The sequence below is a fragment of the uncultured Roseivirga sp. genome, from assembly GCF_963973945.1.
GTDB lineage: Bacteria > Bacteroidota > Bacteroidia > Cytophagales > Cyclobacteriaceae > Roseivirga.
In genome coordinates, this window is the sequence record NZ_CAXBBV010000001.1 from 443,643 (window position 1) to 456,979 (window position 13,337).

8 protein-coding genes are annotated in these 13,337 nt (G+C 41.6%); 6 read left to right on the forward strand and 2 right to left on the reverse strand.

The genetic code is table 11. The annotated features are described in order from the left end of the window. The first annotated feature begins 45 nt into the window (after window positions 1-45). From AAC026_RS02085 to AAC026_RS02100, 4 genes are all read left to right on the forward strand, one after another. Window positions 46-2,649, forward strand: a complete 2,604-nt coding sequence (locus AAC026_RS02085; RefSeq protein WP_339694654.1) for an alkaline phosphatase D family protein — start codon at window positions 46-48, stop codon at window positions 2,647-2,649. A gap of 442 nt (window positions 2,650-3,091) precedes the next feature. Then, window positions 3,092-5,953 (forward strand): excinuclease ABC subunit UvrA, encoded by a 2,862-nt coding sequence (uvrA, locus tag AAC026_RS02090; protein WP_339694657.1) that lies wholly within the window; start codon window positions 3,092-3,094, stop codon window positions 5,951-5,953. Between the two features lie 377 nt (window positions 5,954-6,330). After that, the gene (locus AAC026_RS02095; RefSeq protein WP_339694660.1) at window positions 6,331-7,650 is read left to right on the forward strand and encodes an acyl-CoA dehydrogenase family protein; all 1,320 of its coding nucleotides are present in this window, start codon (window positions 6,331-6,333) and stop codon (window positions 7,648-7,650) included. A 136-nt stretch (window positions 7,651-7,786) separates the two neighbouring features. Next, window positions 7,787-8,815 (forward strand): RluA family pseudouridine synthase, encoded by a 1,029-nt coding sequence (locus AAC026_RS02100; protein ID WP_339694662.1) that lies wholly within the window; start codon window positions 7,787-7,789, stop codon window positions 8,813-8,815. On the opposite strand, the gene AAC026_RS02105 is transcribed toward AAC026_RS02100, so the two are convergent. Continuing rightward, window positions 8,812-9,648 (reverse strand): DUF3298 and DUF4163 domain-containing protein, encoded by an 837-nt coding sequence (locus AAC026_RS02105; RefSeq protein WP_339694665.1) that lies wholly within the window; start codon window positions 9,646-9,648, stop codon window positions 8,812-8,814. The genes AAC026_RS02100 and AAC026_RS02105 overlap by 4 nt on opposite strands. After that, a complete protein-coding gene (locus AAC026_RS02110) occupies window positions 9,645-10,142 on the reverse strand; it encodes a DUF6702 family protein (RefSeq protein WP_339694669.1) in 498 nt (165 codons plus the stop codon). Before AAC026_RS02110 ends, AAC026_RS02105 begins: the two co-directional genes overlap by 4 nt. Window positions 10,143-10,231: 89 nt before the next feature. Between AAC026_RS02110 and AAC026_RS02115 the strand changes: the two genes are divergently transcribed. After that, window positions 10,232-10,816 carry a HupE/UreJ family protein gene (locus AAC026_RS02115; RefSeq protein WP_339608090.1) on the forward strand — a complete coding sequence of 195 codons (585 nt, stop codon included), beginning with the start codon at window positions 10,232-10,234 and terminating at the stop codon, window positions 10,814-10,816. Window positions 10,817-10,982: 166 nt separating this feature from the next. Then, on the forward strand, window positions 10,983-13,319 hold the full coding sequence (locus AAC026_RS02120; protein ID WP_339694672.1) for a M1 family metallopeptidase: 2,337 nt from the start codon (window positions 10,983-10,985) through the stop codon (window positions 13,317-13,319). Window positions 13,320-13,337 lie beyond the last annotated feature (18 nt).

A 13,337-nucleotide genomic window follows, 5' to 3' on the forward strand; every position in this document is an offset into this window, starting at 1 on the left:
ATATTGATTGGTCTTTAACTGAAACCATTTTGAAAACAGCGCCTTATGGACAGAAGAAAATACATTAAAACCATGGCCCTAGGCAGTGTTTTGCCTAGTCTTTCTACTCAATTTATTTCTAGGGGAATCTTCTCATGGGGCAATGCAAAAAAGGTAAACTTTAAAAGCGACTGGCAAAATTGGCCAAACATGAAATGGATAGGAGCCAGCTACTGGGCAAATCCATTGCAGGATTGGGAGTTGATTGACGGAAAGGCCACATGCATGGTCAGTTCAAAAGATAGAAACCTCCATTTACTCACCATTCAAAAACAAGCCGAAATTGCTTCTTTCAATACTCAAATTACCATCAACTTATTGAATCCTGAACTGTCTGCTGAGAGCTGCTACGGATTGAGGTTAGGTGCGCAAGGTCCTTTTGAAGATTACCGCTCAGCTGCCGTTTTTGGTAAAGGTCTAGACATTGGTTTTAATGGAACAGGTGCTTTTGTTTTTGGGGAGAAAACCCTTGAAACTTCATTAATTAAAACTCCATCGGCCTTTATTCTCAAAGTAATAGCTACACCCGAAAAAGACGAGTACAAAGTTTCTGTAGAAGTGACTGACCCAGAAAACCAAGCGCTCATTTTCAGTCACGAAGAAAAGAATATTACCGCCAATCAGCTCACAGGAAATTTTGCTCTTTTGGCGAATGGAAAATCAAAAGGTATTGATAACTCTCCTTCAGTAGCCTTTTCGGACTGGAGTATTAATGCAGACGAACTGCTCGAAAATGAAAACAATACTTTTGGGCCTATTTGCTTTGCTCAGTATACACTGAACAAAAACAAACTAAAACTTACCGTTCAGTGCACTCCCGTTGAAGTGATTAATGACCATGCTTTGTTATTTCAAGTAAGAGACAAAGGTAAATGGACAACACTGAAAGAAGCAGCTTTAGAGCCCTCGGGCCGTGCCGTAAATTTCGAGATTGACCAATGGAACCGTACTGTAGCTACACCTTACCGAGTACTCCTGAAAATGACGGTAAATGGAAAAATGTTGGAATACGAATATGCTGGAACCATTGACAAAGAACCACTCGATAAGAATGAGATAAAAGCAGCAGTATTCAGTTGCAACTTCCATCACGGCTTTCCAGATAGCGACATCCCAGAAAATGTATCGAAACTTAATCCCGACATCATCCTCTTTTTGGGCGATCAATTCTATGAAGGTTCGGGCGGTTACGGCCCATTGTTTTCAGGTCCATTAGATAAGCTCTGCCTTGACTATTTAAGAAAATGGTACATGTTCGGTTGGTCTTATCGCGAATTGTTCAGGCATAAACCATGCGCCATCATTCCCGATGACCATGATGTTTACCACGGGAACGTTTGGGGGGAAGGCGGAAAAAATGCCGACATGTCGAACGGGGTGTATGCACCAGCACAAGATTCTGGCGGCTATAAAATGCCAGCCGAATGGGTGAATATGATTCAATTTACCCAAACCAGTCATTTGCCAGATGCCTTTGACCCACGCCCAGTAAAGCAGGGCATTGGCGTATATTATACCCATTGGAATTATGGAGGTATAAGTTTTGCCATTTTAGAAGATCGAAAGTTTAAATCGGCACCAAAAAATGTACTTCCACCCGAAGCCGATGTGTACAATGGGTGGATCAGAAACGAGAACTTCGACATCAAAAAGCATCGAGATATTAAGGCAGAATTATTAGGCGACCGTCAATATGATTTTCTAGACGAATGGGTCAAAGACTGGTCGAATCAAGCAGAAATTAAAGTGGTGCTTTCGCAAACCAATTTTGCTACGGTAGCCACACTACCAGCGAGCGCCAAAACAGATGATGTTGTGCCCTCGTTGCCACTTCCTAAAAAAGGAGAGTATGTACTAGGAGACAGAGCCACTGCCGATATGGATTCGAACGGTTGGCCAGCCAATCAGCGCGATCGGGCGGTGGAAATTATTCGAAAGGGTTTTGCCTTTCACATTGCTGGAGATCAGCACTTGCCCAGCTTTATTCAATATGGCGTGGATGGTCATCGCGACAGTGGTTTTGCCTTTGGAGGCCCAGCACTAAACAATATTTGGCCAAGGCGTTTTTGGCCAGAGGTGGATAGTTCAGAACACAGCTATGAAAAGCCCTCTTACTTGGGAGATCATATTGATGGCTTTGGAAATAAATTTTCGCTTGAGGCCGTGGCCAATCCTTACAATACTGGAAAAACTCCCGAAATTATTCACAACCGATCCACTGGTTTTGGCTTTGTTACTTTTAATAAAGAAGAACGAACCATAAAAACAGAGTGCTGGCCACGGTTTGTTGACCCCATTAAAGAACCCAATGGACAATATGGGGGATGGCCTATTACCGTAAATCAAGAAGATAATTACGGCAGAAAAGCAGCCGCTTGGTTACCAACACTGAAAGTAAAGGGAAGTCAGAATCCTTTGATTCAAGTTTTTGACCAGAATCATGAATTAGTATATGCGATTCGAATAAAGTCTGAAACCTTTGCTCCGAAAGTATTCCAAATGGGTAATTATAAAATTCGGTTGGCCAATACAGAAACGGGTAAGGAAAAATGGCTTTCAAACTTAAAAGCTAAAACCGAGAATAATGAAGTGATTGAATTGGAGTTATAAACTAGCGTTTAAGGTGCTCAGGAAGTTTCACTTCCATTTTATTTACTTCCTTGGAGATATCACAAGAGCCACAGCCTTTAGGACAGCCCTTATCTGATCTATATTGGTTGTAAAAATGTCTCCCAATAAAGAACACTGCAACCAAAAACACTATACCAACAACTACCTCTTGCATTCGCTAAACTTTTCAGGGGTTTAACTCAAAACTCGTTGGCGAAGTTCGGCTTTATTTAGAATTATTACAAATAAAGTCACCGCCTATTGATACCATCATTAGATCCTTCCTCCAAAACCTCGGAGTCAGGAAAAGAAAAGAGATTTCACTCTCTTAAAAATCCATCGATTTTAACCTTCAATACCAAACATTAATAATCAACCCTAAGTTGTAATTCCATCTGTAAATCCTGACCTTTGCCAATTGTCTGTTTTTGGCAGCCCATCCATGGAAAAACTCAAGGAAAACGTAAAAATCGATCTCGCTCCAATAGACCTCTCTGGTCACGAAAACATAGAAATTTTCGGGGCACGAGAACATAACCTCAAGAACATTGACACGGTAATTCCGCGAAATAAACTGGTCGTAATTACCGGTATTTCTGGTTCTGGAAAATCTTCCTTGGCTTTCGATACCATTTATGCTGAAGGCCAGCGCAGGTACATGGAAAGCTTTTCGGCCTATGCCCGTTCTTTTATTGGAGATATGGAAAGGCCCGATGTAGATAAAATCAACGGTCTGAGTCCGGTAATTTCCATCGAACAAAAAACCACTTCGAAAAACCCGCGATCTACCGTAGGTACACTTACTGAGATTTACGATTTTCTTCGCCTCTTTTATGCCCGGGCGGGCGAAGCCTATTCTTATAACACAGGCAAAAAAATGATTCGTCAGTCGGAGGATCAAGTGATTGACCACCTGATTGATAATTTCGAAGGAAAGAAACTGATCCTTCTGGCGCCTGTCGTCAAAGGTAGAAAAGGGCACTACCGCGAACTCTTCGTTCAGATTCGCAAAATGGGCTTCACCAAAGTGCGCATTGATGGTGTGGTGCTTGACATGGAACCGAAGATGCAAGTGGATCGTTACAAAACCCACGATATCGAAATTGTGGTCGATCGAATTATAGCCAAAAAAGAAGACCGTTACCGCATTGCACAAAGCGTAAAAACCGCTATGACCCATGGAAAAGGTGTCATTATGGTGAGTGATGAAAACGATCAAGTCCATCATTTCTCTAAGTATTTGATGGATCCGGAAAGCGGCTTGTCTTATGACGAACCAGCTCCAAATTCCTTTTCTTTCAATTCGCCTTACGGTGCTTGCCCAAGCTGCAACGGATTAGGGAAAGTAGAAGAAATCAGTCGTGAGGCCGTAATTCCAGACGACAAGTTGAGCATTAGCCGTGGGGGAATTGCACCACTTGGTGATTACCGCGACATCTGGATTTTCAAGAAAATTGAAGCCATCCTCAAACGTTATAAAGTCAGCCTGAGCACACCAATAAAGAACATTCCAGAAGAAGTAATGCACACGCTTTTGTATGGCGATGATGTGGCTGTGGCGGTAAGTTCTAAGAAGTATCCAGGCACGGAATGGAACACTAAATTCGAAGGCATAATTTCTTTTCTAGAGAAACAAAAAGACGAAGGAACGGAGAAAACCCGCAAGTGGATTGAAGACTTTATGTCGGTAAAAACCTGCCCTGAATGTAATGGAGCGAGGCTAAAGAAAGAATCACTGCATTTTAAAATTGCAGAAAAGAATATTTCAGAGCTGGCCCAAATGGACATTGACAGCCTTTGGGAATGGTTTGAAAACCTAGAAGAGCGACTGACGGATAAGCAGAAAATCATTGCTACGGAAGTACTCAAAGAAATCAGAAAACGCATCGGCTTCTTGCTTGATGTAGGTTTGAATTACCTGATGTTAGACAGACCCCTCAGAACCCTTTCTGGCGGTGAAGCGCAGCGAATTCGTTTAGCGACCCAAATTGGTACACAACTAGTCGGAGTGCTCTATATCATGGATGAGCCGAGTATTGGTTTGCATCAGAGAGACAATGTGAAGCTGATCAAAGCCCTTCAGGACTTACGTGATATCGGCAACACGATTATCGTGGTAGAACATGATAAAGACATGATGCTGGCTTCGGATTACATCATCGATATTGGGCCGGGCGCAGGTCGTCATGGGGGAAATGTGGTGGCGGCAGGAGAACCCGATTCGTTCTTGTCTCAAGGCAGTACCACAGCCGATTATTTAAAAGGCATAAAGAAAATTGAGGTTCCGAAAGAAAGAAGAGAAGGAAACGGAGAAAAGTTGGTGCTGAAAGGCGCGAAAGGAAATAACCTTAAAAATGTTACGCTCAAACTCGATTTGGGTAAAATGATTTGTATTACGGGCGTTTCTGGAAGTGGAAAATCAACCCTGATTCACGAAACACTTTTCCCAATTCTGAACCAGTATTTCTTCCGTTCCAGAAAAACACCAATGGAGTATGACAGCTTCGAGGGTATAAAAAATATTGACAAAGTAATTGAAGTAGATCAGTCGCCAATTGGTAGAACGCCACGTTCGAACCCCGCTACTTACACTGGCGTTTTCAGCGATATCCGTTCGTTGTTTACAGAATTACCAGAAGCGAAAATTAGAGGCTATAAACCGGGACGTTTCTCTTTCAATGTAAAGGGTGGCCGCTGCGAAACTTGTGAAGGTGCCGGAATGAAGTTGATTGAAATGGACTTTCTGCCCAACGTTCATGTGCCTTGCGAAACCTGTAAAGGAAAGCGCTATAACCGCGAAACTTTGGAGGTACGCTACAAAGGCAAATCGATTTCTGATGTACTCGACATGACGGTTGAACAAGCGGTAGAGTTCTTCGAGCACATGCCGAAAATCTTGCGTAAAATTCAAACTCTAAACGATGTTGGTTTGGGCTACATTTCGCTTGGCCAGCATGCCACCACGCTTTCGGGTGGTGAAGCGCAGCGCGTAAAACTGGCGACAGAACTTTCCAAAAAGGACACGGGAAAAACCCTCTATATTTTGGATGAACCAACCACGGGTCTCCACTTCCAAGACATTCAACATCTACTGGATGTACTCAACCGATTGGTAGACAAAGGCAATACGGTTTTGGTGATTGAGCACAATATGGATGTAGTGAAAGTCGCTGACCATGTAATTGACTTAGGGCCAGAAGGCGGAGACAAAGGAGGTATGATTATAGCCGAAGGCACGCCCGAAAAAGTAGCCAAAAGCACTAAGGGCTATACTGCTAAGTTTTTGAAAGAGGAATTGGGGTAGAGGTCAGGGATCAGGAAATCAGTTGATCGGTAACCAGTGCACGTCTTCATGCAACTGAGAGAATGTAAACTTTTAAGTCCACCCCTGCCCCGCCAGCGGGGGAGACTGACAGTTGTTGTTTGTTTTGGCCTAGGTTGTTTCTTTAATTCTGTAGTAATCCTTCAGTAGGAAAGATAAACTATTTTTGTTTGACATTATCTTCTGAGATTTCTGCACCTCTGCCGATGTCCTCCCATGGGGAGGTGGCCATGGCCGGAGGGGATTAGAGATGCCCCCGTTTAGTCAAACAGACCCTGAAACCTCCGAAGCTTTGGAGCAGGATAACTACATCTTAAACCTTAATTCCCAAACCCAGTTTATATGCTAAACTATAAACTATGTCTGTTTTCTCCAGCCTGCGCAAATTCGGTAAAGTATTTTCTCAAATCGATGTATCCGAAACCATCGATGCCCTAGGTAAACTCAATCAAACCGAGCTTTACCAAATCATGAAAATCATCAAGTCGAAGAATAAGGAATATGTTCCGCCAGAAATCAATGGCGACTATTACCATCTCAGCCGTTTTCTTACTCCAGAAGAAAGAGAAATTCAGCTGAAAGTGCGTGAATTTATGAACGAGCACGTAAAGCCCATTGCCAACGACTGCTGGAATAAAGCTCATTTTCCGATGGAGCTCATTCCAAAAATGGCCGAACTCAACATTGCTGGTTTAACCTATGAAGGTTACGATAGCCCTATGGGGAGTTATCTGCTTGAAGGTTTTATCACGATGGAAATGGCCCGAGTAGACACTTCCATTTCTACCTTTTTTGGAGTACAAAGTGGTTTGGCCATGGGCAGCATTTACTTCTGCGGAAGTGAAGAGCAAAAATGGAAATGGTTGCCTGCCATGCAAAAGATGGAGAAAATTGGCGCATTTGGATTGACCGAACCCAATGTAGGTTCGGCTGTAGCGGGTGGACTGGAAACGACCTGCAAAAGAGATGGAGATAGCTGGATTTTGAATGGTCAGAAGAAGTGGATCGGCAATGCCACTTTCGCTGACTTAACCATTATTTGGGCGAGAGATCTGGACGATAATCAGGTGAAAGGTTTTATTGTAGAAAAAGGAACCAATGGTTTTAAGGCCGAGAAACAAGAGGATAAAATGGCCTTAAGAACCGTTCAGAATGCACTGATTACCCTGACGAACTGTGAGATTTCTGAAGAAAATAGATTACAAGAATGTAATTCGTTTAAAGACACTTCTAAAGTATTAAAAGCTACCCGAGCTGGTGTGGCTTGGCAAGCGGTGGGTTGCGCCAGAGGTGCTTACGAATGTGCTTTAGAATATTCTACCCAACGTTACCAATTCGGAAAACCCATTGCGAGTTTCCAGCTGGTGCAAGATTTATTGGTGCAAATGCTTACGGATTTAACCGCCATTCAGAGCATGGCTTTTCACCTTTCAAAGTTACAAGATGAAGGCACCATGACCGACCAGCAGGCTTCATTGGCCAAGGTGGCCTGTACAAAACACACCCGAGAAATCGTGGGGCATGCACGTGAGATTTTTGGTGGAAATGGAATTTTATTGGAGCATAACATCGCCAGGTTTGTGGCCGATGCCGAAGCACTCTATACTTATGAAGGCACCAAAGAGGTCAATTCGCTGATTGTGGGCAGGGACATTACTGGAATTAGCGCCTTTGTTTAATGGAAGTGCCAAACAACTGATTTTCTGATCCTTGATCAACTCTTAACTAATTCCCTAATAACTGTTCAACTAATGGCCAAAGGCCACCTTGCTTTATAAGCCTTAATAGCGGAAGTTTGTAGCCAGATAGGAATACATGAAGAATTACGCGGAAGACATAGACGAACAAGACGAACTTTTTGAGCATCATAGAATTGTGGCCGACAAAGGCCAAGTGCCTTATCGCATCGATAAATTCTTGATGGACAGATTGCCTAATGTGACCCGAAATAAGGTGCAGCAAGGCATTAAAGATGGTTTTGTGTTGGTTAATGGTGAAGCGATAAAGCCTAATTACAAGGTACATCCGGGTGATGAAATTGTGGTGGCTTTACCCGAGCCCCCTCGTGAGACCGAAGTAGTTGCGGAAGATATTCCTCTCAATATTGTATTTGAAGACGATCACTTGATGATCGTAAATAAAGAAGCTGGAATGGTGGTGCATCCTGCTTATAACAATTGGTCGGGTACTTTGGTAAATGCGCTCACCTACCATTTTCAGAACCTGCCTACCATGCAAAACAATGAAGGCAGACCCGGCCTTGTACACCGCATTGATAAAGATACTTCTGGGCTTTTGGTGATTGCTAAAAGTGAAAAAGCCATGGCTGGTTTAGCTAAACAATTTTTCGATCATTCCATTGAGCGTACTTACTATGCTTTAGTTTGGGGCGAACCCAATGAAGAAATGGGTACTATTGATGTGAACCTTGGCCGTAGCGAAAAAGACCGCAGGGTTACCGTGGCCATTGAAGATGGAAGCCGTGGCCGCCATGCGGTAACGCACTATAAAATCTTAAAGAAATTGCGATACGTAACCCTAATCCAGTGTAACCTAGAAACAGGTCGTACGCACCAAATTCGAGCGCATTTGAAACACCTTGGGCATCCACTTTTTAATGATGCTACTTATGGTGGAGATAAAGTTTTGAAGGGAACACAATTTTCTAAGTACAAATCTTTTGTAGATAACTGCTTTAAAATTATGCCTAGACAAGCCCTTCACGCTAAATCGTTGGGTTTTGTTCATCCCGTAACGGGTCAGTTTGAGCAATTCAATTCAGAATTGCCCGAAGACTTTAAAGCGGTAATTGAAAAGTGGGAACACTATGTGCAACACAATTAATTCTTCAGGTCGCCAATCACTCCTGCAGGATTGATCAGGTTTACATAGTCTGTTAGTTTAAGTTCCAGCTCGGTGGGTCCCATAGAATAGGGTCCAATTTCATAGGCGTTATAATAGAACAAGAGACTTTTGTTCATAATCGCAAAATTGGTATTGAGCTGAAATTGACCATTTTCGAAGAAGTAACCTTGCTCATTTAATGGTTCACTAGGTGGAATTTTCTTGTCCATGCGAAATTCAATTTCCGCCAACTTATTGAGTTCCTCTTCATAACCTTCCACTAGGATATCGCTTAGTTCCAACACTTTTCCAGTGGTCAAATCATAGCTACGATACACCTGCATTGAGTTTGGGTGTGCACCACCTGTAAAGGTAAAAATGGTAGTGGCGGTACTGATAAAGCTTGAATCTTGATGAATAATGTCTGAGCTAATTTCTAAAAGCCAGCCAGAAGTATAATCTTCGTTTTCATCCAGTATTCTTTCATATTCTTGACTCATTTCTGCAATGAGTAATTTGAAATCATCTTTAGGCTCGCTAATAAAAGCATAATTTAAAATATCATGCTGAATCTGCTTGTTGATAGAATCAATGACTTTAGCAGAAGCACCACTATCAATTACAGGGTATTGAATTTCTATGCTCAAGCATTTCTCACCTTTTCCATCAGCAGCACAAGGCCCTTTTTGTTCATCAATTTTTTTAAGTTCGTAATTTACAAAAGTAGCCTTAGCAATAGGTTGAACTACTTCTGGAGTAGTTACACTTTCTTTTTTTCCAAACTCACAAGCAGTAAGTAAGAGTAGTATTGATAAAAAACCTAAAGGTTTCATTCTCCAAATTTAAAGGTGTGCGAAATTTCTTTTTTGTTGAGCTTATAGCTTTTCAGCTTGTTATTTGCTTTAATATGAACGATGTTTTCCTGCTCTGGAAAAGACTCGAAGAGCACAACGTTCGAAATATCTAACTCAGAAATGGCATTGATGTTTTTTGCTTCAATATAGCACCATCGGGCATCGCCTTCTAGTTCACTACCGATGTAATCTAGCTTGGCTTTTTTACCATCAATGGTAATAAAAATTTTGGCTTGAATATACTCGTTAATCAGGCTGTCAAGCTTTTGAGGGTCTTTAGGTTTATAGGTATCTATATAATCCATTTTATGGAATGCCTGAAGACCCGTGGCAAGATCGTCCATAAATATGCGTTGACTGATTTGAAGTGCCTTTACTTCCTTATTGTACTCCATATCGCAAACACTCACATGAAAAGGGTGCAAACTCCAAAAAAGGCCAATTATCACCGTATATAAAAGCTTAGTAGGCATGGCTTACGCTATTTGTATGTCCTTCAAGAATTAAGTTTTATTATTGCAAAGCTAAGTGAAATCTGTCAGCAAGTCACCAAAATACAAGAATGGATCAGTTTAAGCTTTACTTCCAATTGGGACACGAACACATCCTAGATATCTATGGTTTTGACCATATTCTTTTTGTAATCGCGCTTTGTGCTATTTACATGGCCCAAGATTGGAAAAAAGTGCTGATTCTTGTCACAGCATTTACCATTGGCCATTCGATTACACTCGCTTTAAGCACTTTCGAACTAGTCAATTTTCGTACCGATATTATAGAGTTTCTAATCCCGGTTACAATTTTCATTACCGCTTTCAGTAACATAATTAGAAAGCAAAATTCAGTAAAACCTTCGGTACTTAACCTCAATTACTTCTTTGCGCTGTTTTTTGGCCTGATCCACGGCTTAGGCTTTTCTAATTATTTGAAGAGTCTTTTAGGAAAAAATGAAAGCATTATCACCCAATTGTTAGCTTTCAACCTTGGCCTTGAATTAGGACAAATTTTAATTGTAGTCTTTTTCATGATTATTTCATTCGTTTTTACGGGGCTTTTTAGGGTTTCGCGAAGAGATTGGAATTTAGTGGTTTCTTCTGCCATAGCAGGTATTGCTATTACCATGATGATTGAAATGAAGTTTTGGTAAAGAGGGCCATGGTTTTGATCTATTAAAGAGAAGTAAACAATATCTATCAATTCTAGAATTCCTTTTATAAATTGAACCCCTATTTCTTCTATTTTTCAAGTAGGAGAATCGGCCTTTTGAGGAAAAGGGCACCGAATGAATTTAAAAAACAAACAAACCTATGAATATGAAACGATTACTTTTCGTAGCAGCAGCGGTTGTTTTCATTTCAGGCCAATCTTTGGCCCAAGTGATCAATAGCAACCACGGTAAACGTTTTGAGCAACTGGAGCGAATGCTTCGTGACCCAAGTGTGTACCGTACTGCATCTGGAGCCCCAGGCCATGAATACTGGCAGCAAAAAGCAGATTACGTTATTGAAGCAGAGTTAGACGATACCAACCAACGACTGACGGGTTCAGAAAAAATCACTTATTATAATAACTCGCCTGATCCCCTTCAATATCTGTGGATTTCATTGGACGAGAATGTAAGACAACCAGATAACCCCGTTTATAAGTGGGAAGAAAGCGCTATCAGAAGCAGAATGACCTACGATCAGATGGTAGCTTTAAATGGCCATGACAATGATTGGGGTTTTCATATTACTGAGGTTAAAGATGCAAAAGGTGCAGATATGACCTATACCATCAACCAAACTATGATGCGAATTGACCTGCCTTCACCTTTAAAACCAGGGGATAAAATGACATTCGGAATTAAGTGGTGGTACAATACAACGCCAAGAGATGTGTCGGGCGCCAGAGGAGGTTATGAGTATTTTCCTGAAGATGGAAATTACCTATATACCATTACAGGTTGGTACCCAAGAATGGCTGTATACTCTGATTTTCAAGGTTGGAACAACAAACAATTTACGGGCCGTGGTGAGTTTGCCTTGACATTTGGAGACTTTGACGTAAAAATGACAGTGCCAAACGACCACATTGTTGGGTCAACGGGTGTGCTACAAAATCCTAATGCTGTACTTACCGCAGAGCAAAGAAAAAGATGGGAGCAAGCAAAAAAATCAGAGGTTGAGCCAGTTGAAATTGTGACTTTAGAAGAAGCCAAGGCTGCTGAAAAAGGAAAACCAACGGGCAAGAAAACTTGGAACTTTAAGGCGGAAAACGTTCGTGATTTTGCATGGACATCGTCTAGAAAATTTGTTTGGGATGCGATGGCCGTAGATATTGAAGGCCGTAGCGAAAATCCAATGGCCATGTCGTATTATGCTAAGGAGGCTTATGGAATCTATGCGCGTTATTCAACCAAAGCCGTAGCCCATACCTTAAAAACTTACTCTAAATACACCATTCCTTATCCATACCCAGTAGCAATTTCTGTAGAAGCTTCTAACGGAATGGAGTACCCAATGATTTGCTTTAACTATGGTAGAACATTGCCTGATGGTACTTATCCAGAGTCGACTAAATGGGGTGCAATTGGTGTAATTATTCACGAAGTAGGTCATAACTTCTTTCCTATGATTGTAAACTCTGATGAGCGTCAGTGGACATGGATGGATGAAGGCTTGAATACTTTTATGCAGTACTTGACAGAACAAGAATTTGACGAGAACTATCCTTCAAGAAGAGGGCCAGCACATAAAATTGCTCCTTACATGGGATTGCCAAAGGATCAATTGGAGCCAATTATGACCAACTCAGAAAACATAATTGGTTTTGGAAACAACGCTTATGCTAAGGCTGCCACAGGCTTAAATATTTTGAGGGAAACCATTATGGGGCGTGAGCTTTTCGATTTTGCTTTTAAAGAGTATGCAAAGCGTTGGGCATTTAAGCACCCAACTCCAGACGATCTTTTTAGAACATTAGAAGATGCTTCAGCAGTAGATTTAGATTGGTTCATTAGAGGTTGGTACTTCACAATAGACCATACTGATATATCCATTGACAATGTGCAGTGGTACAAGCTAGATACTAAAAACCCAGCGGTTGAATTTCCTAGAATGAAAGCCGAAGCTACAGAAGCTGACTATGACATCAGAAAGGATAAGAATAAAGAAGAAGGCATGACCTATTATGCCGAGAAAGACAAAGGCCTTCAAGACTTCTACTATTCTTATGATGAATTTAAAGTGACTGAAGAAGCTAAAACCGCATATCAGAGGTTCAGTGCATCCTTAAGTGATGAAGAAAGAGCAATGTTGGGTAGCAACAAAAACTTCTATCAAATTGACTTCTCAAACCAAGGTGGCCTAGTAATGCCAATCATTATTGAATGGACTTATGCAGATGGAACTACCGAAATTGAGAAAATTCCCGCTTACATCTGGAGAAAGAACGAAGACAAAGTGACCAAGGCCTTTATGAAAGATAAGGAAGTGGTTCAGATTCGTATTGACCCTAAGCGCGAAACAGCAGATACTAATGAGGATAATAATTACTTCCCAAGAGTGAATAAGCCTTCTCGCTTCGAGATGTTTAGAGGGGGTGGCGGAGGTGCCAGAGGCCAAGCCACTGGTTCTAACCCAATGCAAAGAGCTAACGGAGGAAATTAAACTCCAAGCTTTCAGTTT

Coding starts and splice junctions, on each gene's coding strand:
- uvrA (WP_339694657.1), top strand. CDS start 3,092: ATGGAAAAACTCAAGGAAAACGTAAAAATCGATCTCGCTCCAATAGAC.
- AAC026_RS02100 (WP_339694662.1), top strand. CDS start 7,787: ATGAAGAATTACGCGGAAGACATAGACGAACAAGACGAACTTTTTGAG.
- AAC026_RS02085 (WP_339694654.1), top strand. CDS start 46: ATGGACAGAAGAAAATACATTAAAACCATGGCCCTAGGCAGTGTTTTG.
- AAC026_RS02115 (WP_339608090.1), top strand. CDS start 10,232: ATGGATCAGTTTAAGCTTTACTTCCAATTGGGACACGAACACATCCTA.
- AAC026_RS02105 (WP_339694665.1), bottom strand. CDS start 9,648: ATGAAACCTTTAGGTTTTTTATCAATACTACTCTTACTTACTGCTTGT.
- AAC026_RS02110 (WP_339694669.1), bottom strand. CDS start 10,142: ATGCCTACTAAGCTTTTATATACGGTGATAATTGGCCTTTTTTGGAGT.
- AAC026_RS02120 (WP_339694672.1), top strand. CDS start 10,983: ATGAAACGATTACTTTTCGTAGCAGCAGCGGTTGTTTTCATTTCAGGC.
- AAC026_RS02095 (WP_339694660.1), top strand. CDS start 6,331: ATGTCTGTTTTCTCCAGCCTGCGCAAATTCGGTAAAGTATTTTCTCAA.